The sequence below is a fragment of the Vibrio sp. OPT18 genome (genome assembly GCF_015163615.1).
Classification (GTDB): domain Bacteria; phylum Pseudomonadota; class Gammaproteobacteria; order Enterobacterales; family Vibrionaceae; genus Vibrio; species Vibrio coralliirubri.
The window spans coordinates 1-26298 of sequence record NZ_JADDYK010000004.1; the positions used below are offsets into that span (position 1 = coordinate 1).

Consider the following 26298-nt stretch of genomic DNA (forward strand, 5'->3'; position numbering starts at 1 on the left):
AAGTAATGAAAGTTTTAGGGGTGTAGCTCCAATTGGCAGAGCAGCGGATTCCAAATCCGCGTGTTGGGAGTTCGAATCTCTCCACCCCTGCCATATTTAAGGCTCTAGCAGAAATGCTAGGGCCTTTTTGCTTTCTGAATCTAATATACGCCATTAGCAAAGCAGCGGACTCTCCGGTTTACTAAAACATCGCGTATTGGGAGTCTAAACCTCTAACCCTTCTATATACAAAGTCTCAGCAGAAATGCTGGTTTTTTTGCATCTGTTGCTTCTACGAAGCAATATTGGGATAACTAGGCGTTCCCCTAGCTCGCCAGCCCGGTCTAATCTCTCCTTCCGTCCATATTTAAGGCTCTAGACTGCGCGTCCCGGCAGAACTTTTTGCTTTATACTTGTTCGATTTTTAGTCGGTAATGCCTACCTTTACTAAAACCTAGCCTTAAAAGTGTAAGTGCTTACTTATCTCAGCCTCTTTTATAAACAGCCAACAGCACAAACCACGCTTCTTTATGAGAATTATTCTCAATATTTTGTTACATTTTGGTCGTTATTACTAAAAGGCAACAAATATGGATATCTCCCGTCGTAAGTTTATTCAATCATCTCTCGCTATATCTGCACTCACTGTACTGCCTGCTTGCTTGCTCTATGAAACGGGCGGTTGATGAACAAGGAAAGTATGTTTATGACCTAACGGCAGAGCCTTCAACCGCTGAACTCGTGACGGGGTTTGAGACTAATGTTCTAGGCTTTAATGGTCAGATTCCAGCACCAACGATTCGATGTCGACAAGGTGAAAAGGTAACGATCCGTTTTACCAACAAGCTATCAGAACCGACAACTATTCATTGGCACGGTTTAAGGATTCCTATCGGAATGGATGGAGTCCCTTTCTTAAGCCAACCACCGATCATGCCAGGTGAAACATTCATTTATGAGTTTACGCCGCCAGATGCTGGTACGTTTTGGTATCACCCACATATGAACAGTGTTAAACAGCTTGGTATGGGCTTGGTTGGTCTAATTATCGTTGAGGAGAGCATACCAGTACAGTTTGATGAAGAACACGCACTGATGCTTAAGCATTGGCATATAGATAAGAAAGGCCAATGGAAAGATCTAATGATCCCACGGCTCAGTGCCCGTATGGGTACGCCAGGAGAGTGGAGTAGCGTTAATGGAATACATGAGCCTGTCTATGAGTTAAAACAACATGCAACGACCAGGCTGCGTATCGCTAATGTCGATAATACGATCACTTACCCTATTGCTGTTGAAGGGGCTGAGGCATGGGTGATTGCCATTGATGGTAACCCTGTAAAAACGCCTTATAAACTGACTCAACATAAAATTGGCCCAGGGATGCGGGTGGATATCGGATTGGTAGCACCCAAAGCAGGTGGGCGAGTGAGCGTCCTTCAAATGAAAGGACGCTTTCCTTTCTCTTTGTGTGAGTTTGAGGTTGTAGATTCAACCCTTGTTGAGAATCGCTCTCTACCTTCTTTACCTCTTAATCCTGTGCCCAACTTAGATTTGGCTAATGCAGAAGAAATTGACTTTTTATTTGAATGGGAAGGGGCGGTTTCTCCAGTATCCAAAGATGGAAAATCTATGCCTAAGTTTTGGCTAACTAATAAACGAGCATGGGAGGGGATGAGCAAAGATAATATCCCTGAACCGTTGGCGACTTTAGAATTGGGTAAAATCTATATATTCGATCTTAAGAACGTCACTCAATACCATCACCCGATCCATATTCATGGACATACTTTTACAGTACTCGAACTTGACGGGAAGAAAGTTGAAGAGCCTTTCCATACCGATACAGTGTTACTTGGAAAAAACGGCCGAGCTAAAGCCGCATTTGTTGCCGACAACCCTGGCCGCTGGATGTATCACTGTCATGTTATCGAACACATGAAAACGGGTTTGATGGGATATATTGAAGTTAAGTGACACCTGTAACGTTTAATATTTGCGCATGCATTCTTAGTTTCTACCCTCGCTTTTATCGGCGTTAAAGCTAGAATATAGGGATTATTGTTTGGGAGGATTCATGGGTCAGTTATCTATTCTAGGTTTTATCGCCATCGGTGGCGCGTTTGGTGCTTGTTCACGTTACTTGATTTCAGAGTTATGCGTTGTGATGTTAGGACGTGGTTTTCCTTACGGTACACTGACCGTTAACGTAATTGGCTCTTTGATTATGGGATTGCTCATCGCCGCGTTTGAAAATGAGATGGTCGCGACGGAGCCGTGGAGACAAATTATCGGTCTTGGTTTCCTTGGGGCCCTGACGACATTTTCTACGTTTTCGATGGATAACGTGCTTCTTATGCAGCAGGGTGCGTTCTTCAAGATGGGGCTCAATGTACTGCTCAACGTGGTGCTCAGTATTTCAGCGGCATGGATCGGCTTCCAACTTCTGATAAAGTCTTAAAACTTTCTTACGATTTGTTAACAACTCGGCTTGGTTTATCCAAGCCGTTTTTATATACTCGATCGTACTTGTCGGAGTGCCATATGGCTGAGACCGTTAACTCGGGATCCGTTGAACCTGATCAGGCTAATACCTGCGAAGGGAACAAGAGTAGATATCTAACTAGAATCCTTCTAGAGATCTATCTCCAGATCACAACTGTATTTTCTTACTGTGATCCCTCTTGTAGCATCTTATCCGTCAAGCATTTTTGTCCCTATAAATAATGGCTAAAAGCCAAGGAAAAATGCTATGTCGAGTCGTAAACAAGCAAGACTGGAAGCGAAGAATTTCATTGATTCTTTATCCGTACAACCTTATCCAAATTCAAAAAAAGCTTACATCCAAGGATCTCGCGAGGACATTCAAGTCCCTGTACGAGAAATATCACTAGCAGATAGCCTTGTTGGTGGTACCAAAAAAGATCCTGTATTCGAACCTAATGCCCCTATTCATGTATACGACACCTCTGGTGTTTATACTGACCCTACGCACGAAATTGACCTTTACAGTGGCCTTCCTAAGTTACGAGAGCAATGGATTGAAGAGCGTGGTGATACGGAACTGTTAGGCGATGTAAGCTCTGTTTATACCAAAGAGCGTTTAGAAGATGAAACTCTAGACGACCTTCGTTACGGTAATCTGCCTAGAATTCGTCGCGCGACAGGCGATCAATGTGTTACTCAGCTGCACTATGCTCGTAAGGGGATTATTACTCCGGAGATGGAGTACATAGCGATACGAGAGAACATGGGACGTCAGAAATTCGCTGATGAGCAGCTGAACCACCAACACCCTGGCCATAACTTTGGCGCAAACCTGCCGAAAGAAATCACCCCTGAGTTCGTGCGTAATGAGGTCGCTGAGGGCCGAGCTATCATCCCTTCGAACATCAACCACCCTGAATCCGAGCCGATGATTATTGGCCGTAACTTCTTAGTTAAAGTGAACGCTAATATCGGTAACTCTTCAGTGAGCTCTTCGATTGAAGAAGAAGTTGAGAAGCTAGTATGGTCGACTCGCTGGGGTGGCGATACCGTGATGGACCTTTCTACCGGTCGTAATATTCACGAGACTCGCGAATGGATACTACGTAATAGCCCAGTACCAATTGGCACGGTTCCTATGTATCAAGCGCTTGAAAAAGTGAACGGCGTTGCGGAAGACCTTAACTGGGAAGTGATGCGCGATACCTTGATTGAACAAGCAGAGCAGGGTGTTGATTACTTTACTATCCACGCAGGCTTATTGCTTCGTTACGTTCCTATGACCGCTAAGCGTGTGACTGGCATTGTGTCTCGTGGCGGTTCTATCATCGCGAAATGGTGTCTTGCTCATCACCAAGAAAGCTTCCTTTATACCCACTTCCGTGAGATCTGTGAGATCTGTGCGAAGTACGATGTCGCTCTGTCATTGGGGGATGGTCTACGTCCGGGTTCGATTGCTGATGCGAATGATGAAGCTCAATTCTCCGAATTACGTACTTTGGGTGAGTTGACTAAGGTTGCTTGGGAATACGACGTGCAGGTGATCATTGAAGGCCCTGGACATGTACCAATGCACCTAATTAAAGAGAACATGGACGAGCAGTTAGAGCACTGCCATGAAGCACCGTTCTATACATTAGGTCCACTGACGACAGATATTGCCCCTGGTTACGATCATATTACCTCTGGAATTGGCGCGGCCATGATTGGTTGGTACGGCTGTGCGATGCTCTGTTATGTAACCCCTAAAGAGCATCTAGGCTTACCAAACAAAGAAGATGTGAAGACTGGCCTGATTACTTACAAGCTAGCTGCACACGCTGCAGACTTGGCTAAAGGACATCCGGGTGCACAAATCCGAGATAACGCTTTATCAAAGGCACGTTTTGAATTCCGTTGGGAAGACCAATTCAACCTAGCTCTTGATCCTGAAACTGCGCGTTCTTTCCATGATGAAACCTTACCGCAAGAGTCGGGCAAGGTTGCTCACTTCTGCTCAATGTGTGGTCCTAAATTCTGCTCAATGAAGATCTCTCAAGAAGTTCGAGAGTACGCGAAAGACACTGAACAAGTGGCAGCTGATCAGGCTATCGAGATTAAGATGCTTGATAATCCGTTGGAAGGGATGCGTCAGAAATCACAAGAGTTCCGTGATACTGGCTCTGAACTTTATCACCCTGCAGTAGGTGCAAAAGAAGCTCAATTAGAGGAATAATGACAGTGAAGATTCTTATCCCATCTCAAAATATTGAGCTAACGGGAGAGGTGCAAAACTGTCTATTGGTTGCTAAGCGACAAGGCTTGGCAACCGATGCAGTTGAGTTGGGTGTAAGCCCAACTCAATGCTTCTCTATCGTTGATGCTCAGCAAGCGTTATCTATTGGTTTTGCTCATGATGTTGATTCATTGGCGGAGTGTCGCTCAAGTGAGCTTGATCATATCGTTGATTACAGTCATTCAGTGGCGCTAGCTGGTGTCCGCGATGCCTTGGCACAAACTCCGAATACCATCTATATCGGTGTCTTAGATGACTCAGCTGCATTGGATATCTGGTCACAGCTAGATTCAAATCGTGCTATCAAGAGTGAAACTCCAGCTCATCAGGAGTTAGATAGTCGTGGCCACTTTGCTTGGTTACTTACTTTGTTGACGTTGGAGTTCCCATTAGAAGATGCACTGGTTTTAGCTCGCGCAGCATCTAATGTTTCACGTGGAACATGGCCAGCAAGCTACCAAAACTTTCCTATTCCCATTCTGGAAGATGAACGACTGGATATTAGTGTTGGTTGGGCGCACCAAGGAACCTCACTTTCGTTCCCTGAACTGAGTAAGAGTAGCCTAGGACTATACCCAGTGGTTGATGATGTTGAGTGGATCGAAAGGCTGCTCAAGCTTGGAATCAACACAGTTCAACTGCGTATTAAGAACCCACAGCAAGCAGATTTAGAACAACAAATCGCACGATCTATCGAACTCGGTAGAGAGCACAACGCTCAGGTTTTTATCAATGACTATTGGCAATTGGCACTCAAGCATGATGCTTTTGGTGTTCATTTGGGTCAAGAGGACATCGAAGAATCCAACCTATCTCAACTGAGCCAAGCTGGTATTAAGATTGGTCTCTCGACTCATGGCTATTACGAGTTGCTACGTATTGTGCAAATCAACCCAAGCTATATTGCGCTGGGGCATATATTCCCAACCACCACTAAGCAGATGCCATCGAAGCCTCAAGGGCTTGTGCGTTTATCTCTCTATCAGCAGCTGATTGATACTATCCCATACACAGAAGAACTCACCGGTTATCCGACGGTTGCGATTGGTGGAATTGACCAGTCGACGGCTGCACAGGTGTGGAGTTGTGGGGTATCGAGCCTTGCTGTTGTACGTGCGATTACGTTAGCCGAAGACCCAAAACAAGTGATTGAGTTCTTCGAAGCATTAATGGCTGACAGTTCTACAAGTCCTGCTAATGAGGTAACTCGGGAGCTAAGTCATGCTGAGTGATTTCGAATTCATTCGTTATCAACGACAAATCGCACTCCCTGAAGTGGGTGAGCAAGGGCAACGCAATCTATTAGATAGCCATGTGTTGGTCATTGGTTGTGGTGGCTTAGGCAATGCAGCAGCTCTCTATCTTGCGGCTTCCGGTGTCGGAAAAATCGTATTGGTTGATGATGACTGTGTGGATTCGTCCAACCTTCAACGACAAGTTGCGTTCAAGGAAAGCCAGTTAGGTTCGCCTAAGGTCGAAGCTCTGAAGCAACAACTGAGTGAGCTTAATGGCCGAAGCCAAGTCAGAACCATCAATAAGCGAATGACTCAAAGCCAACTTGAGCTTGAGGTGATGCTCGCTGATTTGGTGTTGGATTGTACTGACAACTTTGAGTCGCGCCAGCAGGTTAACCAAGCATGTTTCGGCAGCAATAAACCTTTGATTTCTGGTTCTGCAATCGGCTGGAAAGGTCAGTTTATTGTTTTTGATTATCAGAAGCAGAAAGGGTGTTATCACTGTTTGTTCCCCTTCAGTCATCATCCGAAAACGACACGTTGTAGCGATAGCGGCATCATCGGCCCAGTTGTTGGCACCATAGGCAACCTCCAAGCACTGGCAGCGATTCAACGTATTAGTACTGGCGAGTTCCAGGTTGCAACACATCAGCTCAAACTGTTTGATGGTCAGACGATGAACTGGCAAAACTTAAGTGTCACTCAAGATATTGAATGCCCCGTTTGCTGCACATCTACAGTTAACTATTTAGAAGAAGAAACCCAATGAGCAACATAACGATCTCTATCAATGAGCAACCAGAACAGGTTGCACAATCGTCGTCTCTAGCGGATATCATCCAAGCGCTCTCATTGCCCGATCTAGGTTGTGTATTTGCTATCAATAATGCGGTTGTCCCGCGCAGTCAGTGGCAACAAACGGTCGTCAATGAAGGCGATTCTATTTCTCTTTTCCAAGCCATTGCAGGAGGCTAACTATGTTAACTATCGCAGATAAAACGTTTCAATCACGACTCTTCACTGGAACGGGTAAGTTCGCGAATAAGCACTTGATGGCGAGCGCTATCGAAGCTTCCGGTTCTCAACTGGCAACCATGGCGTTGAAGAGGGTTGATATTCGCTCAGAGCAAGATGATATTTTACAGCCGATCATTGATGCTGGCGTGAACTTGCTACCAAATACCTCTGGGGCTAAGAACGCGAAGGATGCCATCTTTGCTGCGCATTTGGCTCGCGAAGCGCTAGGCACAAACTGGCTAAAACTGGAAATTCACCCAGATCCAAAGTACTTGATGCCAGACCCAATCGAGACATTAAAAGCGGCTGAGCAATTGGTTAAAGATGGCTTTGTTGTGTTGCCTTACTGCCATGCAGACCCAGTGTTATGTAAACGCTTAGAAGAGGTCGGTTGTGCTGCGGTTATGCCGTTAGGTGCGCCGATTGGATCGAACAAAGGTATCGCTTCGGCAGACTTCTTAGAGATCATTATCGACCAAGCGAATGTCCCTGTGATTGTTGACGCCGGTATCGGTGCGCCTTCTCATGCTGCTCGTGCAATGGAAATGGGTGCGGATGCCGTGTTAGTTAATACTGCGATTGCGGCTTCTCAACAACCCGTTGATATGGCGATTGCTTTTAAACTGGCAGTTGAAGCTGGCCGTATGGCTTACCTTTCTGGTCTCGCTGGTCAGGTGTCTCACGCGGTTGCTTCTAGTCCGCTAACTTCATTTCTAGACGAGTAGTGTCCCTATGACGTTTGTTGATCGATTTAAACAGCTCAACTGGGATGACATTGGTATGTCTATCTTCAGTAAAACGGCGGCGGATGTTGAGCGCGCTCTGAGTAAGCCAAAACGCGACTTGGAAGACTTTAAGGCTCTTATCTCTCCGGCAGCAGAACCTTACATAGAGCAGATGGCGCAACAATCGTTGGCACTAACACGCAAGCGATTCGGCAATACCATGTCGTTGTATATTCCATTGTACCTCTCAAACTTGTGTGCGAATGCGTGCACCTATTGTGGCTTCTCAATGGAGAACCGCATTAAGCGTCGCACACTTACTTTGGATGAAATCGATGCTGAAAGTGCCGCTATCAAAAAGATGAAGTTTGATAGTGTACTGTTGGTGACTGGTGAGCATGAAACCAAGGTCGGGATGAAGTACTTCCGTGAAGTTCTACCGAATATTAAGGCACAATTTAACTATCTTTCGATGGAAGTGCAGCCGCTTGATCAAGATGACTACGCAGAGCTTAAAACTCTCGGCTTAGATGCAGTGATGGTTTACCAAGAAACGTATAGCCCAAGTACCTACGCGGAACACCACTTGCGTGGCAATAAAATGGATTTTGAATACCGGCTCGAAACGCCCGATCGTTTGGCAAAAGCGGGTATTGATAAGATAGGTATTGGCGCTTTGATTGGCTTGGAAGACTGGCGTACCGACTGCTTTTTCGTGGCCGCTCACTTAGACTATCTTGAGCGCACTTATTGGCAAACACGTTACTCGATTTCATTCCCACGTCTTCGTCCGTGTGAGGGTGGTTTGCAGCCTAAATCGATTATGAGTGATAAACAGTTGGTTCAACTTATTTGTGCTTATCGCTTATTAAACCCTGAGGTTGAATTGTCTCTCTCGACTCGTGAGTCTGCAGCTTTCCGCGACAATGTGTTGCCATTGGGAATCACCAGTATGTCGGCTGCGTCTAAAACCCAGCCTGGCGGTTATGCTTCTGATGAAGAAGAACTCGAGCAATTTGAAATAAGTGATGAGCGAAGTGCTGCCGATGTTGAGTCAATGATTCGTCAACGTGGTTTTGATCCTGTGTGGCGAGACTGGCACAGTGCTTACTCTGGTTAGCGAACACATAGATTAATGTTCCACGTGAAACATCGACGAAGTTTAATCGACAAATAAAAACGGCTACCCGAAGGTAACCGTTTTTCATTTCATTAAGTTTGAATTAGCTAAGCATTAAGCATGAGCAAGTGGAGTGGTTGATTGGCGTAACCATTCCAATGTATCACCTTCAACTAATGGGCTTACATCGTTCCATACTTTCTGGTGGTAATCGTTAAGCCATGCAAGTTCAGGTCGTGTCAGTAGATCGACGTTAATGTTGCGCTTATCGATAGGACAGCGTGTTAGCGATTCAAACGTTAGTACTGAGAAGTCACCTTGAGTTGGCAGCTCAACCACCAGTTCTAGGTTTTCGATACGGATACCAAATTCATCTGCACGGTAGTAACCCGGCTCGTTTGATAACACCATGCCTTCAACAAGAGGTACGTCGATTAGCTTCTTAGAGATGCTTTGCGGACCTTCATGAACACTTAGGAAATGACCAACACCGTGACCAGTACCGTGGTCGTAGTCGAAGCCTTCTGCCCATAAATGCTGGCGGGCTAGGATATCAAGTTGGAAACCACGAGTACCCTGTGGGAAACGTGCACGTGCAATGCCGATGTGGCCTTTAAGCGCTAACGTGAACTGCTGGATCATTTCGTCGCTTGGCTGGCCAATCGCGATAGTACGAGTGATGTCGGTTGTGCCGTCTAGGTACTGACCGCCGGAATCGACTAGGTACAGAGTATTCATCTCTAACTGACCTGGTTCAGGTTGGTTCTCGTGGTTGTAGTGACACATTGCTGCGTTGCCGCCTGCTGCTGAAATCGTGTCAAAACTTAGGTCCATCAACGTTGGGTCTTGCTCGCGGAACGATTGTACTTTGTCTGCTAGCACAGCTTCGTTGTGCAGATTACCTTGCGCGACTTCTGCATCAATCCAAGATAGGAATTTCGCCATCGCAACACCATCACGAATGTGACACGCTTTCATGCCGGCAATTTCAGTTTCATTCTTTGCTGCCTTTGGCATTAGGCATGGGTCTGCTGCTTCAATGATATGAGCACCAGAGTTTTGTAGAACCAGCGTGTACCAAGCGTTACTGGTACCTGAATCGACAGATACATTTTTGCCTTCCAAAGATTGAAGGCGTGCTTCCAGCTCTGATGGGTGAGATACACGAATACCATTGCCAACGTGTGCTTCAAAGCCAGTAGGAATACGAGCAGGGTCTAGGAAGAAATCTACGCTTTCATCTGCGTGAATGATCGCATTGGATAACACAACAGGTAGGCGAGATACGTCCAAACCACGGATGTTAAGCAACCAACAGATCGAATCGAGTTCCGTAAGGATAGCGGCATCAGCACCTTTGGCTTTTAGTAAGCCAGCAATCTCCGCACGTTTGCTTTCACTTGATTGGCCTACGGCATCTGTTGCCATTAGGCGAACATCAGATACCACCGGCTCAGGACGATCAGACCAAAGCTCATCAATTGGATTCGAAGGTAGTGTTGTTAGTTCTACTTTCTCTGCCAGTTTAGCTTGAGCGCCTTTCAGCCAAGCAGCAGTGTGCATGCGTGGGTCGAATGCAACCTTGCTGCCTTGTGCTAGAAAGCTGATGATCCAATCTAAAGCCGGCTCTTCAATAAGGTGGCGATACTCAAATAACTCTGCTGGTACCTGCTTACGAACCTGAACCGTGTAGCGACCATCAACAAAAATAGCAGCGTTCTCACGAGTGATAACTGCCGCACCAGCAGAGCCAGTGAAACCTGTTAACCAGTGAAGTCGCTCGTTATGAGCTGGAACGTATTCACCTAGATATTCGTCTTCGTGTGGAATGATAACGGCATCTAGTTGGCTTGTTTCAAGCCAAGCTCGAACCGCAGCAACGCGTTCAGCAGTGATATTGTGCATCTGTGTTTATCCTTATTGTTAGGGTCCTTGTTAACACTCACAGTAGATATACATATGAGGGGACTTATTAGGTCAATAAGCTAGCGCTTTTGTTCGTTTGCTGCAAACGCTGTACGCCATTTTTATCTAAGATGCAGAGTTTTTTCTTTGATGATATCTCGCAACCAAGTTAGCGCTGGGTCATTTTCTCTATCACGGTGCCAAAACAGAGTGTATGCCATCGGCGGGAATTCCATTGGTAAAGGGACAACCACTAAGTCGAGTTGCTTGGCGACGAGGTAAGTAAAGTGGCTTGGTGCGGTAAACACAAAGTCGGTGTAGGTACACAGGCTAGCGGCGCTATTAAAGTCTGGAACAGAAATCGCGATATCACGTTGATGACCAAGGTCGGCAAGTTTGTAATCGAGCAGCCAACGGTCGTTACCATCACATCTTACTTGTACATGACGCTGGGCGAGGTAGGTTTCTAGATCCCATTTGCCACTCAGAGCAGGGTGGTTGCGTCTTAACACACACATTTGTGCATCACGATAGATCTCTTGCTCACAGATGTCGTCTGGCGGCAGCATGGTTAAACGTGCATCGTTAATGTCGATGTCTTTGCCTGTGAGTCCAATATCTAGTTCACCAAGCTGTAGCTTCTTAAAGGTTTGCTCGGTCCACGCGTGGGTGTTGATATTGACCTTAGGGGCTTGTCTAAATATTGCTGGTAAGAAGTGCGGAAGAATCAGCGGGTAAACACTCTCAACGGCAGCGATGTGAAAGCTGTGGTCGCTGTTATTGGGAATAAAAGTTTCCGGCTGGGTAAGCACATCAAGTTGGTTGATCAACGTTTCTAAGCGAGGCTTAAGGAAAACCGCTTTCGGTGTTGGCCGCAGGCCATGTGCACTGCGCGTGAAAAGAGGGTCATTAAATTGTTCACGAAGCTTGGCTAGCGATTTACTTACAGCCGATTGACTCAGACACAATCGATGTGCGGTGCGCGTGACGCTTAGCTCTTCCATCAGCACCTGTAAGCAAACCAGTAGGTTTAAGTCGAGGCGCGATAGTTTCTCAATATTCATGTGAGTTTCCTATTTGGAATAATGCTAATGAGTATATGCCATTTTTGTTCATATCTTTAGTTGGTTATTATGCACCTAAATTAACTCATTCGGAGAATCTTGTGCCTTCTAACGTGCTTCCAACCCCTAGTAAACTGCAGGTTGCTTTATTGGCAATGTTGGTTCTATTTAGCCCTTTGGCTATTGATATCTATCTACCAGCTCTGCCACAAATTTCGACAGCGTTTCACGTGGAACATGCACTAGCACAAGATACGATTACCTGGTTTTTATTCGCTATGGGTGTCGGGCAATTATTTGCAGGCCCTTTGGCTGATAAGTTAGGACGTCGAACCGTTGCATTGGGAGGTGTTAGCATCTATGCATTGAGTGCTTGCTTGGCGTGGGCAGCTCAATCGATTGATATGATGCTAATGGCTCGGCTGCTACAAGGCTTAGGAGCTTGTGCGACTTCTGTAGCAGCCTTTGCAACGGTTCGCGATCTATTTGGCCCAGAGAAGAGTGGCCGTATGATCAGCTACCTTAATGGTGCAATCTGTTTTATTCCTGCTTTGGCACCCATTCTTGGCGCTTGGTTAACTCATCAATTTGGATGGCGTTCGAACTTTAGCTTTATGGCAGGCTTTGCCGTCGTTGTTGGCACTATCTTATTCTTCCAAATGAAAGAGTCTAACCCTGCGACAGAAAAGGTTGCGGTGTTCAAGCTTGAGCGATACTGGTCAGTATTAAAAACACCATCATTCCTTTTCCACGCAACCTTGTGTCTGATGGCGATGGCAGTGATTCTCGCTTATGTAACTTCGGCACCGGTTGTGTTGATGGAAAACCTAGGCTTAACCATGAAAGAGTTTACTTTCTGGTTTGGTGTTAATGCAGCCATCAACATTGCAGCTGCGTTTACTGCACCTAAATTTATGGACCGCTTTGGTACCTATAAAGCACTGGTCGTTGGTATCTCAACACTAGGTTTAGCGGGCGTGATTATGTTAGTGCTTGCAGAACACGCTAGCCCAATCGCATTCATGCTGCCAATCTTCTTGTCTTCAGTGGGTTTTGCTTGGATTCTCGGTGCTGCCGCTGGTAAGGCTCTTGAACCTTTCGGTGACCGTGCGGGCACAGCTGCTGCACTGCTTGGCTTGTTCCAAATGAGTGGATCAGGGCTGCTTGTTGGTACCATGCAACGCCTTGATTTAACGTCTCAAGTGATGATTGCGCTGCAAATGTTCCTTATTGTTCCAGCATTGTTAGTGCTGGCGAGCAAAGCAGGCAAGTCGTGGCACACGACGTTTGCTAAGGCGTAAGTCTCAAGGGTGACAAAATATACAAATGGCGGTTTGCGAAACGTTAAAACATGGTATATTTGTCACTCATTGAAACGTTAGTCCCCAACGGAAAATACTGTAATGTCATTAACAACCTACGAAATGGCGCGCGTCTTAGAACAAATGGAAGATGCACCTGAAAAGGTCATGTTTGGTAAATTGCTTAAAGAGCTAGGCAACCAAAGTGAAGAGCGTATTCGCAGTGCGGCAAAACAAGTTCCAATCGATACTTTGCGAGACATCATTTACCAATTTCAGCGTGTGGTAGAGTCTCGTAAGGGTGAGCAGGTTCAGCTACTAGCAAAAGAGCTAGCCGAGCAAGGTATCTCTGCTGAAGAGCTACAAGCTTTTCTGAATAAGTAGTTTATCCCAGTTAAAAAGAAACCACTCAATTGAGTGGTTTTTTGCGTTTTGGGGTATATCAACTTAGTGCGAATGAAAGTTCGTTCTAACCTCTAAACTGTGCTTTCAAAATTCGATCAAGCGAGAATGGCCCGGCGCCCCACACAACAACGATAAGAATCATTAATCCCCACAACTGATGATCATAGAAGCCTTGCGCCCATAACACTGGGTAAGACACGACCGCAATGATATTGAAAACGAACAGCACCGCTGCCATAGGTCGTGTTAATAGACCAAGCGCTAAGAATACCGGCAGAATCAATTCAGCTGCGGTACCCATGTAGGCGGCTAACTCCCAAGGTAGCAGCGGCACTTGGTATTCCAACTCAAACAAGTAAAGGGTGCTATCCCAAGTCGCTATCTTGGTGAGGCCAGAATTAAAGAATACCCACGCCACCCATAGGCGACAAAATAGCAGTAGCACCGGAACAAAGAGTGCTTGTGATTTCTCAATCAAACTGTCGTATTGAGCCATCATGCTTGTGACTGTGTTGTTATCCATATTATGTCTCCAATTCTGCATTGATTGAAAAGCCTGAGATGACGTTAAGCGCCATGACAGTATTCAGATGTTGTAGTAATGAAGGGTCTATCGCTACGAGCGTTTGGCCTGATTGAAATTCGCGAAGTAGCTGATGGCATCCTTCACTCAAGTGATGACTCTCAATCTGAGAATTCTCGGCTCGTATTAACACCCCAAACTCAGGTTGGTTGATGTCTAACCCATCGAGTTGTTGCTGATAGATAGCGTGTTCAAGCGCGATAATCGTGTAGCTAGAATTAATGAGCGTTATTGAATCTTTGAGATGAAAGACTAAAGCGCCTTGTTGCTTTGGTGGCACATCAGCTAAACCAGCCAGAGGACGTTGGTCGGCTTTTGATTCTGAAACGCATCTCACCAAGCTGTCTTTTTTCCATTCATACAAAGCCACTTCACCGAGATAAGGGGCTGCCTCAATAACGGCAGGAAAGGCTTGGATAGTCTGTGCAAAGTGTTCCCCATAACCGCTGACATCACCAGAGGTTGATGGATAACTTAAGACATGTTGACGAGCCATTTGTTGAAAGCACTCTTCACCAACCAGCATTTCAGTGAGTGGGTAGGTTGCTGCGAGTACTTCGCTTAAGCTGATCACAAAGTTATTACGGTAAATCTGGATTCGCTGCTCATCGGTAAAGTGATCGCTCACTATATCGCAGTGCTCACCATTGTTTTGGTAGCGTAGGGCGTTCGCAAATTCCGATTGAACATCTGCTAGGGAGTGGCTCATGATGCGCGACTCCTTTGGTTGAACTTGTCGTGTTGATACAAGATATCACTGGCTTTGGTTGCTTCAGCCAGTAAAACTTGTGGCTCTGGGATATCTAGATCCCACTCAATCAAGGTATGGCGCGAACCATGTTGTGCTATCCAGTCAGTGTAGAGTTGCCACACTTCGTCACAGACAGGCTTGCTATGGGTGTCTATCCAGATCTCACCTTGTTCGAGTTTCTTCTTAGTGAAACCTGCCAAGTGAATCTCTTCCACTTTGTCTGCCGGTATTCCACTGAGATACTCTTCACAGCTGAAGCCATGATTAAAAGATGAGACGAAAATATTATTGAAATCGAGTAACAGTCGGCAATCAGTGCGCTTTTGTACCTCAGCCAAAAATTCCCACTCAGGAATAGTAGAATGCTTGAAGGCAAGGTAGCTAGATGGGTTCTCAATCAGCATAGGGCGTTGCAGGCTATCTTGTACCTCGATGACATTGCGACAGAAGACCTCTAGCGCTTCTTCGGTATAAGGCAGCGGTAACAAGTCATTGAAGTAATGACCGCCTGTCTGACTCCAACTGAGATGATCAGAAACCAAGAAGGGTTCGATATCATCAATGAGCTCTTTTAATTGCACAAGATGACGTTGATTGATGCGCTCAACAGAACCGAGAGACAACCCAACACCGTGACAACTGATGTTGTGTGCGTGACGAATTTCTCTGAGTTGTTGGCGTTGCGGTGATTGAGCTAAGAAGTAGTTCTCGCTGTGAACTTCTAACCAACTTACTAAGGCTGGATTTTGGCTAAAGAAGTCCAAGTGCGGTGTTCTAAGGCCAACCCCTGTGTTGGGGTGAAGAGTTTGAGTCACAACGATTCTCCTAATAAGAAGTGGAGGTGAGCTGAGTGTCAGCTCACCATACTAAGCAGCTCAATTATGATGATTGAGTGTTACCACCTGATAATTTGCCACATAGTCCTTTAGGTACGACTACGAATGCATCGGATTGGTTGTCTTCTTTTGCTGTACCCGCACATGAGCTTGTTTTAGTTGCACAATCATTTTGGCCAGCTTTTGCCACGCCGTAGCATTTTTCTTTTGCTGCTGCTTCCGCAGGTGCTGATGTAAGAACTGCACCGCCGAACGCTAGTACACTTGTGATTGCAGCTGTAACAGCAAGATTAGAATTTTTCATAGTCATTCCCTCTAGGACTTAATAGTATTTTGATATCGCAGGTTAATGGATTGTTAACTTGCTTACTAAAAAGGATAGGAACAACCGGGAAATAATTTCACGGCATTATAAAAAATATCAATATTAATGATGTTTTATCTTTTAAGTTACTGAATTTATGATGTTAATTTTTGATTGTTTTTTCTTCTTATTATCCTAAACGCAGCCTAGTGTTTAGGTTATAATCAATTTTTATGTATAAATACCCAGTAGTGAGCATGTCCAATGATAGATCCTTCGCTTTTACTCGATGGCCTAAACGATAAACAACGTGAGGCGGTCGCGGCACCTTTAGAAAACCTACTTATTCTGGCAGGTGCTGGCAGTGGTAAAACGCGAGTGTTGGTGCATCGTATCGCTTGGCTGCAAAGTGTAGAGCAAGCATCACCGTTCTCTATTATGTCGGTTACCTTCACCAACAAAGCGGCAGCAGAAATGCGTGGTCGTATTGAAGAGTTGATGATGGGTAGTTCGTCAGGCATGTGGAACGGCACCTTCCACGGTATTTGTCACCGCATCCTTCGTGCTCACTACCTAGATGCAAAACTGCCAGAAGATTTCCAGATCATTGATTCTGATGATCAGATTCGTTTGCTACGCCGCTTAATCAAGGCGCAAAACCTTGATGAAAAGCAGTGGCCTGCTAAGCAAGCTTCTTGGTGGATCAATGGCAAGAAAGACGAGGGATTACGCCCAAGTCACATTGACGCCTACCATGATCCAATAACTCAAACGTGGTTAAAGATCTATTCTGCTTACCAAGAAGCATGTGACCGTGCTGGTTTGGTCGACTTTGCGGAAATCTTGCTGAGATCGCATGAACTATTACGCGATAAGAAACACATCCGAGAGCACTACCAAGCTCGCTTTAAGCATATCCTTGTCGACGAATTCCAAGATACCAACAACATTCAATATGCTTGGCTGCGTATGATGGCAGGCCCAGATTGTCGCGTGATGATCGTAGGCGATGATGACCAATCTATCTATGGCTGGCGTGGCGCGAAGATCGAAAATATTCAAAAGTTCTTGGATGAGTTCCCTGGTGCTTCAACGGTTCGACTCGAACAAAACTACCGTTCAACTAAAACCATTCTGCAGGCGTCGAACGAGCTTATCTCGAACAACACCGAACGTATGGGTAAAGAGCTGTGGACCGATGGCAACGATGGCGAGCCAATCTCTGTGTACTCGGCTTATAACGAGTTAGATGAAGCGCGTTTCACTGTTAGCAAAATCAAAGAGTGGCAGGAGAAAGGCGGCGCGCTAGAAGATACCGCAATGCTTTATCGTAATAACGCCCAATCTCGAGTTCTTGAAGAAGCTTTGATTCAAGGTGGTCTACCTTACCGAATCTACGGCGGTATGCGATTCTTCGAGCGTCAAGAAATCAGAGATGCCTTGAGCTACATGCGCTTAATGAGTAATCGCAGTAATGATGCGGCATTTGAACGTGTGGTTAATACGCCAACGCGTGGCTTGGGCGATAAAACGTTAGAAACGATTCGTCTTGCCGCTCGTGATCGTGGTGCAACCATGTGGGAAGCCAGTGTTGCTTTGATAGAAGAGCAAGTGCTACCCGGTCGTGCTGCGGGTGCATTGAGTCGCTTTATCGAGCTGATTAATGCGCTTGAAGATGACACGTTGGAACTTAGCCTGCATGAACAAACTGACCACGTGATTAAATCGTCGGGTCTGTTTGCGATGTACGAGCAAGAGAAGGGTGAGAAGTCGAAGGCACGTATTGAGAACTTGGAAGAATTGGTAACGGCAACACGTCAGTTTGAAAAGCCAGAAGAAGCGGATGAAATGAGTATGCTTACTGCTTTCTTGACTCATGCAGCGTTAGAGGCGGGTGAAGGTCAAGCTGATGAGTTTGATGACGCGGTTCAATTAATGACTTTGCACAGTGCCAAAGGCCTAGAGTTTCCTATGGTATTCATGGTTGGCGTTGAAGAGGGCATGTTCCCAAGCCAGATGTCTGCTGAAGAAGCGGGGCGTTTGGAAGAAGAACGTCGTCTGTGTTACGTCGGCATGACCCGTGCGATGGAGAAGCTCTACATCACTTACGCAGAGATGCGTCGTTTGTACGGGCAAGACAAGTACCACAAACCGTCACGCTTTATTCGTGAGCTACCAGAGACCTGTCTGGATGAAGTACGTATGAAGGCGCAAGTGAGCCGTCCTGCAAGCAGCGGTCGCTTTAGCCAAACCGCCGTGAAAGAGAATTTCAATGAAACGGGCTTTAGCTTGGGCTCGCGCGTTAAGCACCCTAAGTTTGGTGAAGGTACCATCATCAACTTCGAGGGAAGTGGCCCGCAGAGCCGAGTTCAAGTCGCGTTTAACGGTGAAGGCATCAAGTGGTTAGTAACGGCTTACGCGCGTTTAGAACAGCTGTAATCTGCTACTTCAGCATTTAGAAAGCCGTTTGGTCTTTAAAAACTATTCAGCATTTAAAAGTAACCCGTATAAAAAACAGAAAGAGCAGCCAATGGCTGCTCTTTTTTATTGCTCGGAACCAGTCTAACTAGGTTGAATCGAGCTTAAGGCATTTCTGCCTAGGAAGAAGGTTTACAGTGCTGCAAGTGCCGCTTCGTAGTTTGGTTCTTCAGTGATCTCTGCAACCAACTCGCTGTGTGTTATCACACCTTTTTCATCAACAACCACAACTGCACGTGTAGTTAGACCAGACAGTGGACCTTCAGCAATCGCTACGCCGTAGTCTGATGCGAACGCTGGAGAACGGAAAGTTGAAGCGTGTTGAACGCCTTCAATGCCTTCTAACTCGCAGAAGCGACCCGCAGCAAACGGTAGGTCAGCAGAAATACAAACAACAACCGTGTTCTCAAGCTCTGCCGCTTTTGCGTTGAACGTACGTACGCTCGTTGCACAAGTTGCTGTGTCGATGCTTGGGAAGATGTTTAGAACCACTTTCTTGCCTTCAAGAGAAGCAAGAGTCAGTTCAGAAAGATCGCCTGCAGTAAGTGCAAAGCTTGGTGCTTGTTCGCCAGTTTGTGGGAATGTGCCTGTTAGCGGTACAGCAGCGCCTTTGAAGGTAACGTGTGACATGAATTGTCCTTAGTTTAATTATGGTTATGAAACTAGTTGAGCCTAGTTCGACTTACGTTACTCTGAAGTGGTTAAGAAGTGAATGCTTTAAATGTCAGAATTGTAATCAAAGGTCTTTGATTTATTTGCTGAGAAGGGAATAAATCAAACGGCAGATAAAGAAAAACCCCGAGAGCTTGCGCTCATCGGGGTCTATAGTCTTACTCGCAGCAATCCGGCTACTAAGTGTGCTCCATGCATCAAATCCATGATAGTGTGCTGTTATCCTTCAGCGTATTCCTTTCGTCGCCTTCCTAGCGGTGTCCTTGATCTTATCCTGATCTGCCAACAATCCTCGTTAGCGCGCGTCACTTGTTCCTTGAGCGGTGTCCTTTACATCATCCTGATGTTCAGTCCTTTCCTCGTCCAGAGGTGTCCATTGTCTTTCCTTAGTAGCAACCATCCTAGTTACTATTGCGTCCATTCAATGTCCATTTCGCTATCCATGCCGATTATTCATCCTGAGTAATCGAATCTTCATCCTGAAGATAACCAAGTCCTTGGCGTTTCCTGTTCCGTGTCAGCATCCTTCCGACACCATTCATATTACCGATTCCTTATTTATCAGCAATGGTGCATAAGCGAATTTCTATATAATTATTTGAATGATAAACGTACGTATTGTTTGTTTTCAGTTGGTTACGATATCTTGGTGCTTAATTTCGCAGTTAAATATCGATATTTACTCACTGCCTTGTGAGAGATCTCGCACAAGACAGGGAGTAAAAAGGGAGTATTTTCTCTTATTGGCCGATAGCCGCACCTTCACGACGAGGGTCTGCAGCACCTTCTAACCCGTCTTTTGTGATGCGAATAGCGTGTAAACCCGAGTTAAGATCGCGAACGTTGACCTCAAATCCCATCTTTTCTAGCTCAGGTTTGAAGTTTTCTGCCGATGTTCCTTTTTCCAAGTCTAAGGTACCGAAGCGGTTTAGGAAGTGCGGTTGGTTGATCGCTTGCTGAATATCCATGTCCCATTGGGTATGGGCAATGATCGCTTGCGCCACATAACCTATGATACGACTGCCGCCCGGAGAGCCAATCGCCATGTAAGGCTTATCGTCTTGCATGATGATGGTCGGTGCCATTGAAGAACGTGGGCGCTTACCCGGCTCGAGTCGGTTCGCGATAGGTTTGCCATCGTTATGAGTCTTGAATGAGAAGTCGGTTAGTTCGTTATTGAGTAGGAAGCCTCTTACCATCAAGCGTGAGCCAAATGCGTTCTCAATGGTGGTGGTCATCGATACGACATTGCCATCACTATCGACAATGTTGAAGTGGCTGGTGGACGGCAACTCAATAGAAACATCTTGGCTTCTCTGCATTGCGTGATCCCACGGGGGTGTGCCTGAAGGTGCGCTGTCTAATGCCTTACCTGCGGTAATTAACTGAGCGCGTTCCTGCAAATAGTCAGTATTCACTAACCCTTGGGTAGGCATTGGCACATAATCTTGATCCGCCATGTACATACCACGGTCTGCAAAGGCTAGGCGAGAAGCGTCTGCTAACACCTGCCAAGATTTCGCGTCGTTTGGCCCCCATGATTTAAGATCAAACTGCTCGGTCATTGCTAGGATTTGCCCAACCGTTAACGCACCAGAGCTTGGTGGCCCCATTCCACAAATATCGTAGCTCTCATAAGCAGAACAAACCGGTTCGCGCTGCTTGATCGAATAAGCGTCGAAATCTTTCTGCGCCAATACGCCAGGATTACCTTTCGCTGTTTGCACAGTATTAATGATGTCGGCAGAGATCTCACCTTGGTAGAAGGCTTTAGCACCATCCTTCGAGATAGCGTTTAACGTTGCCGCGTATTCAGGGTTCTTAAGTTGCGTGCCAGCGGCTTTCGAGCTGCCATCGGCATTGAAGAAGTAGGCTTTAGTTGTCGCAAATCGGCTCAGTCTCTCTTGGTCATTCTCAATCAAGGTGGCTAAACGTGGACTGATGGTGAAACCTTCCTCAGCCAACTGAGCGATAGGTTTAATCAGTGATGCCCACTCTAGCTTGCCGTATTTCTGGTGTGTATCCCATAACAGTTGCACGGTGCCTGGCGTGGCAACTGAACGACCGCCAACCACGGCATCATAGAATTTAAGCGGTTGTCCGTTTTCGTCTTGGAATAGACGTGGTGTGGCATCAAGCGGCGCAGTTTCACGACCATCGTAGGTTTTGAGTTGCTTGTCCTTGCCATCAAAATAAACAAGGAACGCGCCGCCCCCAATACCTGAAGACTGAGGTTCCACTAAGCCAAGCATAAGCTGTACCGCTACCATGGCGTCTATCGCGTTACCACCACGAGCAAGTACATCAGCACCGGCTTGTGTGGCAAGAGGGTTGGCCGCGGTGACCATCCAATCGTTGGCTTTAATGAGCTGTTTGGTTTCTAAACCACTACTTTGTTCGGGTGCGACGGAATCGGCAGCTTGATTTGCCCAACTGACGTGAGAGGCAAAAAGTAGGGTAGAAGTGGCGAGGGTTGTTAGTTTTGTTTTCCACTGCATGATCTTCTCCTTTTAATATGCAGAGCTAGATTGGCAGTGGAAAGATGAGATAGCCAGAGTGTTGTTAACGAATTGTAATCTTGATTCGAATTTAAGCGATTAAACCGGACAGCGACTGCCAAAGAATACTCACGCCAATAAGGCTGAATACCACGCCACATAAACCATCGATGTATACCGTTGCTTCGCTGAGTTTCTTTTGCAATGCCTTAGTCGAAAGCATCCACGCCAGTAGTGAAAACCAAAACAGAGACAGACCAAATAGGATAATAAGCGCAAAGCCTTTACCCGACAGAGACATGTCGGCAGGCACTAAGCTCGACATCAAGCTGATAAAGAATACCAAAGCCTTTGGATTGAGAATATTGGTCGCAAACCCTTTCGAAAATGCCTGACGCTTGTTGGTCAGAATCAGGTCTTTGGCATTGACGGTATCGTCGTCATCGTCGTGGTTCTGAATGATTTGCCAGGTTGCTTTAAGGGCACCGTAGCCTAAGTACAGCAAGTAGCTACCGCCAGCCAATTGGATAATGGCAAATAGGGTTGGTTGCTGGTGGACTAGGTAACTGATTCCCGTCAGGCTCAGCAATGAGTGCAGCAAGATCCCGCAAGATAAACCAAGCGCAATATACAAGCCTGTTTGTCTGCCGTGGCGTGTCGCATTTTGCACGACTAACGCAAAGTCTGGGCCGGGGCTCATCAAAGCGATGAAATGGATAGAGGCGAGGGTGATCAGTATGGTGACTTCGTTCATGTCAGTTCTCAATAACGTTGCCGCTATTTTAAATAAGTAATCGTATTGAGCGTAGCTTACCGCGATTTGAAATAGAGCAATTGTAAATTATCAACACTTAGTTGATTTGTGAGGGTGGTACGCCGAATGTGGTTTTGAATGCCTTGGAGAAGTGTGCTTGATCATAGAAGCCTACTTGGTGCGCGACTTTAGTACCACAGATCCCAGATTTAATCAGGCGCATGCTCTGTTCCATACGTAAACGGCTCAGCCATGCGTAAGGGGTGATGCCCATTCTGTTCTTAAAGTGGCGTTGGAATTGAGTTGTGGTTAAGCCGCACAGTTCAGACAGTTGTTCTAATCGTACGGGCTGATCCAAATTCGCCATCAAATAGTCTTTGAGTGTATCAATCGATTGATTGCCCAGTTTGATGTCGCTCTTCGATCCAAATTTGGCATAACGATCGACAATCGTCGAGAACCCCTCGAATGGTAAGCAATCTTGAGCGAGTTGGCTGACGCTTTGATTGATTAACAGGCCGTGTAAGTTACGCAATTGTAAAAACGCAGCTTGATCGGAGAGGATCAACTCAGAAAAGCCCAATGTGTGACCATTTTGCTTGGGATCGGCAAGATCTTGAAACCACTGGGGAGAAACTGCAAATACACTGACTTGATAACCTGAATCGAGTTTGGAGTGCCCATCATGCAGCTCATCAGGTGGCATGATAACAACTTGGCCTGCACCGACATGATGGCTTGTCCCTTTATAGGCGAATTTTTGCTGCCCTTGGGTAATCAAGCCAATGTGAAAGTCCAAATGATAGTGGCGCTGAAAGGCAAACTCTTGGTATTGAGCTTGGATCAGACTGATATCTTCTGTTGGGGTAGAGTAATAGTGGACTTTATCCATGGTACAAAAAAGCTTGGTTAAATAGTCATCAATTCAACCAAGCTTATCTGCGTATTAAGGGATTGTCTTGTAAAAAACGATCAATATCACTGTTTCGCGCGTTTGTTCTTCTTGTTGTTACGCAGGCCATCAAAGCTGAAAATAACCAGTGCTCCCCATATGAAAGCAAAGGTGATCGCTTTATCTGAGGTAAAGGCTTCACCGTAAATCAGAACCGCCAGTAAGAACATCAAGCTTGGACCTATGTACTGGAAGAAACCGAGTGTTGATAGCTTCAAGCGAGTTGCAGCGCCAGTAAAACACAGCAATGGAACCGTGGTGATCACACCGGCAGCAACCAGTAACAGGTTGAGTTGCATCGGGTTCATCGATAAGTTTGAGGTCGGGCTATCGGCAATAAACAGTAGGTAGGTTGCGGCGAGAGGCAGCATCACCAGAGTTTCAATGAACAAACCCGTTTGCGCTTCTAAGCTGACTTTCTTACGCAGCAAGCCATAAAAACCAAAGCTAAAGGCTAGGGCAATGGCGACGATTGGTACTGAGCCGAAGGCAATCAATTGGATTAATACGCCAATCGCAGCCAGAGCCACAGCAAACCATTGCAGCTTACGTAAGCGTTCGCCGAGGAAGAGCATCCCAAGTAACACGTTAATCAGCGGGTTGATGTAATACCCCAAACTGGCGTCGAGCATGTGATTGGAATTCACTGCCCAGATAAAGATCAGCCAGTTAGCACCCACCAAAATAGACGTCGCTACCAAATAGAGCATTTTGGGTTTTGAGGTCAGGGTATCGCGGACTTTACGCCAGCTGCGGCCAATGTGTAGTAAAAAAGCGAGTAGGAAAAAAGACCATACTACACGGTGGCTGAGGATCTCTAACGGGGAAACGTCACTTAAAGATTTGAAATATATAGGGGCGATACCCCACATTGTGTAGGCACCGACGGCAAGCAAAACTCCTTGGCGCGTACGTTGTTGTTCTTCCTGTGTCATGCATCTTTCTCTAGTACTGAGTGCTTATTAATAAGATTTATAAGAGAGTTGGCCAGTATAGGAGCGATAACCCTTTTCACCTAACAATTTGCGGTTTAATTCGCCAGCGTTCCCCTCTACAATGTGCGACTTGCTTGCCGAAGATGCTTGCTGATTTCATACCTCGATTAGGAACCACAATGACCGCCACTCTGATTGCTGAGCAAATACCAACTCCCGCGAATGATGCGCAAACCATCTTACAAGATGTGTTCGGCTATCAAAGCTTTCGCGATGGTCAGCAAGAGGTCATTGATTTGGCCGTTGAAGGCAAAGACAGCTTGGTGATTATGCCAACCGGTGGTGGTAAATCTCTGTGTTACCAAATCCCGGCGTTGGTTCGTGAAGGGCTGACTCTGGTTATCTCACCGCTGATCTCGTTGATGAAAGACCAAGTCGACCAATTGAAGGCCAATGGTGTTGCTGCTGAGTGTATTAACTCTTCAATGCCACGTGACCAATTGCTGAATGTGTTCAATCGTATGAACTCAGGTCAGCTGAAAATGGTGTATGTGTCGCCAGAGCGTGTGTTGATGCGTGACTTTATCGAACGTCTTCAAGGCTTACCGCTTTCGATGATTGCAGTCGATGAAGCGCACTGTATCTCTCAATGGGGACACGACTTCCGCCCTGAATACGCATCATTAGGTCAGCTTAAACAGTATTTTCCGCATGTGCCTTACATGGCGCTCACAGCAACCGCTGATGATGCGACGCGTAAAGATATTATCTCGCGTCTACAGCTCCTGGACCCGCATACTTACTTAGGCAGCTTTGATCGCCCTAATATTCGCTACAACCTAGTTGAGAAACACAAACCCGTGTCACAGGTGGTTCGTTACCTAGAAACACAAAAGGGCAATTGCGGCATCATCTACTGTGGTAGCCGTAAGAAAGTGGAGATGGTGACCGAGAAGCTATGCAATAACGGTATTCGCGCCGCGGGTTATCACGCTGGTATGGACACCGATGAGCGTGCTTACGTTCAAGAAGCCTTCCAACGCGATGATATTCAGATCGTGGTCGCGACTGTGGCCTTCGGTATGGGCATCAACAAACCCAACGTACGCTTTGTGGTGCACTTTGATATCCCACGCAATATCGAGTCTTACTATCAAGAGACTGGCCGTGCAGGTCGTGATGGTTTACCTGCTGAAGCGATGATGCTGTTTGACCCGGCCGATATGGGTTGGCTGCGTCGTATGCTGGATGAGAAAGAAGAAGGCCCGCAAAAACAGGTTGAGATGCACAAGTTGAACGCGATGAGTGCTTTTGCCGAAGCGCAAACGTGTCGTCGTCAGGTTCTGCTTAACTACTTTGGTGAGTATCGTGAGAAGCAATGTGGCAACTGCGATATCTGCTTAGATCCACCAAAACACTTTGACGCGACCCAAGAAGCGCAAAAGGCGTTGTCTTGTGTGTACCGCGTGAATCAGTCGTTTGGGATGGGCTACGTGGTTGAAGTGATGCGCGGTATGCAGAATATCCGTGTCCGCGATAATGGTCACGATAAGCTATCTACCTACGGTATTGGTCGTGACCATAGCCACGATTACTGGATCAGTATCTTTCGTCAGCTGATTCACAAAGGTTTGTTGTTCCAAAACATCACTCGTAACTCGACATTACAGTTAACAGAAGAAGCCCGCCCGTTGTTGCGCGGTGAGATGTCTTTGGAGCTGGCTGTTCCTCGTTTAGATACAGCGGTGCGTAATGCTAAGTCCGATAAGTTAAGCAGCAAGAATTACGATAAGAAGCTGTTTGCCAAACTACGTAAGCTGCGTAAGTCGATTGCAGATGAAGATGGCTTGCCACCATACGTGGTATTCAGTGACGCGACCTTGATTGATATGGCTGAAATACTGCCTACTTCATACGGAGAGATGCTGGCAGTCAACGGTGTTGGTCAACGTAAACTGGATAAGTACGCTGATCCATTCTTAGATTTGATTCAAGAACACATCACTACACACGGCTAATTGC

General features: G+C 46.2%; 22 protein-coding genes, 1 tRNA gene, 1 pseudogene and 1 riboswitch. Of the genes and pseudogenes, 13 read left to right on the forward strand and 11 right to left on the reverse strand.

Translation table 11 applies throughout. The features are described 5' to 3' along the window. Window positions 1-16: 16 nt before the first annotated feature. From IQQ51_RS00035 to thiH, 9 genes and pseudogenes are all read left to right on the forward strand, one after another. Window positions 17-93 (forward strand) — tRNA-Trp (locus tag IQQ51_RS00035). Between the two features lie 476 nt (window positions 94-569). Continuing rightward, window positions 570-1956: pseudogene (locus IQQ51_RS00040) on the forward strand (multicopper oxidase family protein). Window positions 1957-2056: 100 nt separating this feature from the next. Further along, window positions 2057-2440: a fluoride efflux transporter CrcB gene (crcB, locus tag IQQ51_RS00045; RefSeq protein WP_004736665.1), complete on the forward strand. Its 384-nt coding sequence runs from the start codon at window positions 2057-2059 to the stop codon at window positions 2438-2440. Between the two features lie 62 nt (window positions 2441-2502). Beyond that, a riboswitch (TPP riboswitch) is annotated at window positions 2503-2601 on the forward strand. Between the two features lie 130 nt (window positions 2602-2731). Beyond that, window positions 2732-4681, forward strand: coding sequence for a phosphomethylpyrimidine synthase ThiC (thiC, locus tag IQQ51_RS00050; protein WP_193840004.1), 1950 nt, complete (start codon window positions 2732-2734; stop codon window positions 4679-4681). Beyond that, on the forward strand, window positions 4681-5973 hold the full coding sequence (locus IQQ51_RS00055; protein ID WP_193840005.1) for a thiamine phosphate synthase: 1293 nt from the start codon (window positions 4681-4683) through the stop codon (window positions 5971-5973). Before thiC ends, IQQ51_RS00055 begins: the two co-directional genes overlap by 1 nt. Next, entirely contained in the window at window positions 5963-6745 is a 783-nt protein-coding gene (locus tag IQQ51_RS00060) for a HesA/MoeB/ThiF family protein (RefSeq protein WP_193840006.1), read from the forward strand. Before IQQ51_RS00055 ends, IQQ51_RS00060 begins: the two co-directional genes overlap by 11 nt. Beyond that, window positions 6742-6951: a sulfur carrier protein ThiS gene (thiS, locus tag IQQ51_RS00065; protein ID WP_048613222.1), complete on the forward strand. Its 210-nt coding sequence runs from the start codon at window positions 6742-6744 to the stop codon at window positions 6949-6951. The genes IQQ51_RS00060 and thiS overlap by 4 nt, the downstream gene beginning before the upstream one ends. Before the next feature lie 2 nt (window positions 6952-6953). Next, window positions 6954-7718, forward strand: a complete 765-nt coding sequence (locus tag IQQ51_RS00070) for a thiazole synthase (protein ID WP_017067772.1) — start codon at window positions 6954-6956, stop codon at window positions 7716-7718. Between the two features lie 7 nt (window positions 7719-7725). Beyond that, window positions 7726-8838 carry a 2-iminoacetate synthase ThiH gene (thiH, locus tag IQQ51_RS00075; protein ID WP_193840007.1) on the forward strand — a complete coding sequence of 371 codons (1113 nt, stop codon included), beginning with the start codon at window positions 7726-7728 and terminating at the stop codon, window positions 8836-8838. A gap of 114 nt (window positions 8839-8952) precedes the next feature. Here the strand turns inward: thiH and IQQ51_RS00080 are convergent, their stop codons facing one another. Together IQQ51_RS00080 and IQQ51_RS00085 are read right to left on the reverse strand one after the other, a co-directional pair. Further along, entirely contained in the window at window positions 8953-10743 is a 1791-nt protein-coding gene (locus IQQ51_RS00080) for an aminopeptidase P family protein (protein ID WP_193840008.1), read from the reverse strand. Between the two features lie 122 nt (window positions 10744-10865). Next, window positions 10866-11807 carry a LysR family transcriptional regulator gene (locus tag IQQ51_RS00085; RefSeq protein WP_012605070.1) on the reverse strand — a complete coding sequence of 314 codons (942 nt, stop codon included), beginning with the start codon at window positions 11805-11807 and terminating at the stop codon, window positions 10866-10868. Between the two features lie 101 nt (window positions 11808-11908). On the opposite strand from IQQ51_RS00085, the gene IQQ51_RS00090 reads away from it, so the two are divergent. Continuing rightward, a complete protein-coding gene (locus tag IQQ51_RS00090; RefSeq protein ID WP_193840009.1) occupies window positions 11909-13108 on the forward strand; it encodes a Bcr/CflA family efflux MFS transporter in 1200 nt (399 codons plus the stop codon). 102 nt (window positions 13109-13210) lie between these two features. Beyond that, the gene (locus tag IQQ51_RS00095; RefSeq protein WP_009848181.1) at window positions 13211-13492 is read left to right on the forward strand and encodes a hypothetical protein; all 282 of its coding nucleotides are present in this window, start codon (window positions 13211-13213) and stop codon (window positions 13490-13492) included. 85 nt (window positions 13493-13577) lie between these two features. Here the strand turns inward: IQQ51_RS00095 and IQQ51_RS00100 are convergent, their stop codons facing one another. The 4 genes from IQQ51_RS00100 to IQQ51_RS00115 all read right to left on the reverse strand — a co-directional run bounded on the left by IQQ51_RS00100 (window position 13578) and on the right by IQQ51_RS00115 (window position 15987). Next, window positions 13578-14036 carry a DoxX family protein gene (locus IQQ51_RS00100; protein ID WP_193840010.1) on the reverse strand — a complete coding sequence of 153 codons (459 nt, stop codon included), beginning with the start codon at window positions 14034-14036 and terminating at the stop codon, window positions 13578-13580. A 1-nt stretch (window position 14037) separates the two neighbouring features. Continuing rightward, entirely contained in the window at window positions 14038-14805 is a 768-nt protein-coding gene (locus tag IQQ51_RS00105) for a DNA-binding domain-containing protein (protein ID WP_193840011.1), read from the reverse strand. Further along, window positions 14802-15662: a DUF692 domain-containing protein gene (locus IQQ51_RS00110; protein WP_193840012.1), complete on the reverse strand. Its 861-nt coding sequence runs from the start codon at window positions 15660-15662 to the stop codon at window positions 14802-14804. The genes IQQ51_RS00105 and IQQ51_RS00110 overlap by 4 nt, the downstream gene beginning before the upstream one ends. 64 nt (window positions 15663-15726) lie before the next feature. After that, a complete protein-coding gene (locus IQQ51_RS00115; protein WP_004736650.1) occupies window positions 15727-15987 on the reverse strand; it encodes a DUF2282 domain-containing protein in 261 nt (86 codons plus the stop codon). Between the two features lie 264 nt (window positions 15988-16251). Here IQQ51_RS00115 and uvrD point away from each other — a divergent pair, with 264 nt between their 5' ends. Further along, window positions 16252-18426 (forward strand): DNA helicase II, encoded by a 2175-nt coding sequence (gene uvrD / locus IQQ51_RS00120; RefSeq protein ID WP_017061325.1) that lies wholly within the window; start codon window positions 16252-16254, stop codon window positions 18424-18426. A gap of 171 nt (window positions 18427-18597) precedes the next feature. Here the strand turns inward: uvrD and tpx are convergent, their stop codons facing one another. The 5 genes from tpx to rarD form a co-directional block, all read right to left on the reverse strand. Then, window positions 18598-19095, reverse strand: coding sequence for a thiol peroxidase (gene tpx / locus IQQ51_RS00125; RefSeq protein ID WP_193840013.1), 498 nt, complete (start codon window positions 19093-19095; stop codon window positions 18598-18600). A 782-nt stretch (window positions 19096-19877) separates the two neighbouring features. After that, the gene (gene ggt / locus IQQ51_RS00130; protein WP_193840014.1) at window positions 19878-21635 is read right to left on the reverse strand and encodes a gamma-glutamyltransferase; all 1758 of its coding nucleotides are present in this window, start codon (window positions 21633-21635) and stop codon (window positions 19878-19880) included. Between the two features lie 91 nt (window positions 21636-21726). Then, window positions 21727-22389: a LysE family translocator gene (locus IQQ51_RS00135; protein ID WP_017072452.1), complete on the reverse strand. Its 663-nt coding sequence runs from the start codon at window positions 22387-22389 to the stop codon at window positions 21727-21729. Between the two features lie 97 nt (window positions 22390-22486). Beyond that, on the reverse strand, window positions 22487-23281 hold the full coding sequence (locus tag IQQ51_RS00140; protein WP_048610406.1) for a helix-turn-helix transcriptional regulator: 795 nt from the start codon (window positions 23279-23281) through the stop codon (window positions 22487-22489). An 86-nt stretch (window positions 23282-23367) separates the two neighbouring features. Beyond that, window positions 23368-24276 (reverse strand): EamA family transporter RarD, encoded by a 909-nt coding sequence (gene rarD / locus IQQ51_RS00145; protein WP_017061330.1) that lies wholly within the window; start codon window positions 24274-24276, stop codon window positions 23368-23370. Window positions 24277-24455: 179 nt separating this feature from the next. Between rarD and recQ the strand changes: the two genes are divergently transcribed. After that, window positions 24456-26294: an ATP-dependent DNA helicase RecQ gene (gene recQ / locus IQQ51_RS00150; protein ID WP_017065746.1), complete on the forward strand. Its 1839-nt coding sequence runs from the start codon at window positions 24456-24458 to the stop codon at window positions 26292-26294. Window positions 26295-26298 lie beyond the last annotated feature (4 nt).

What these genes read in the sequence shown, in the direction of transcription:
- ggt (WP_193840014.1), bottom strand. Translation starts at nt 21,635, where the DNA reads ATGCAGTGGAAAACAAAACTAACAACCCTCGCCACTTCTACCCTACTT.
- IQQ51_RS00100 (WP_193840010.1), bottom strand. Translation starts at nt 14,036, where the DNA reads ATGGATAACAACACAGTCACAAGCATGATGGCTCAATACGACAGTTTG.
- IQQ51_RS00085 (WP_012605070.1), bottom strand. Translation starts at nt 11,807, where the DNA reads ATGAATATTGAGAAACTATCGCGCCTCGACTTAAACCTACTGGTTTGC.
- IQQ51_RS00115 (WP_004736650.1), bottom strand. Translation starts at nt 15,987, where the DNA reads ATGAAAAATTCTAATCTTGCTGTTACAGCTGCAATCACAAGTGTACTA.
- IQQ51_RS00105 (WP_193840011.1), bottom strand. Translation starts at nt 14,805, where the DNA reads ATGAGCCACTCCCTAGCAGATGTTCAATCGGAATTTGCGAACGCCCTA.
- thiC (WP_193840004.1), top strand. Translation starts at nt 2,732, where the DNA reads ATGTCGAGTCGTAAACAAGCAAGACTGGAAGCGAAGAATTTCATTGAT.
- crcB (WP_004736665.1), top strand. Translation starts at nt 2,057, where the DNA reads ATGGGTCAGTTATCTATTCTAGGTTTTATCGCCATCGGTGGCGCGTTT.
- IQQ51_RS00060 (WP_193840006.1), top strand. Translation starts at nt 5,963, where the DNA reads ATGCTGAGTGATTTCGAATTCATTCGTTATCAACGACAAATCGCACTC.
- IQQ51_RS00055 (WP_193840005.1), top strand. Translation starts at nt 4,681, where the DNA reads ATGACAGTGAAGATTCTTATCCCATCTCAAAATATTGAGCTAACGGGA.
- IQQ51_RS00070 (WP_017067772.1), top strand. Translation starts at nt 6,954, where the DNA reads ATGTTAACTATCGCAGATAAAACGTTTCAATCACGACTCTTCACTGGA.
- tpx (WP_193840013.1), bottom strand. Translation starts at nt 19,095, where the DNA reads ATGTCACACGTTACCTTCAAAGGCGCTGCTGTACCGCTAACAGGCACA.
- rarD (WP_017061330.1), bottom strand. Translation starts at nt 24,276, where the DNA reads ATGACACAGGAAGAACAACAACGTACGCGCCAAGGAGTTTTGCTTGCC.
- IQQ51_RS00135 (WP_017072452.1), bottom strand. Translation starts at nt 22,389, where the DNA reads ATGAACGAAGTCACCATACTGATCACCCTCGCCTCTATCCATTTCATC.
- thiS (WP_048613222.1), top strand. Translation starts at nt 6,742, where the DNA reads ATGAGCAACATAACGATCTCTATCAATGAGCAACCAGAACAGGTTGCA.
- thiH (WP_193840007.1), top strand. Translation starts at nt 7,726, where the DNA reads ATGACGTTTGTTGATCGATTTAAACAGCTCAACTGGGATGACATTGGT.
- uvrD (WP_017061325.1), top strand. Translation starts at nt 16,252, where the DNA reads ATGATAGATCCTTCGCTTTTACTCGATGGCCTAAACGATAAACAACGT.
- recQ (WP_017065746.1), top strand. Translation starts at nt 24,456, where the DNA reads ATGACCGCCACTCTGATTGCTGAGCAAATACCAACTCCCGCGAATGAT.
- IQQ51_RS00140 (WP_048610406.1), bottom strand. Translation starts at nt 23,281, where the DNA reads ATGGATAAAGTCCACTATTACTCTACCCCAACAGAAGATATCAGTCTG.
- IQQ51_RS00080 (WP_193840008.1), bottom strand. Translation starts at nt 10,743, where the DNA reads ATGCACAATATCACTGCTGAACGCGTTGCTGCGGTTCGAGCTTGGCTT.
- IQQ51_RS00095 (WP_009848181.1), top strand. Translation starts at nt 13,211, where the DNA reads ATGTCATTAACAACCTACGAAATGGCGCGCGTCTTAGAACAAATGGAA.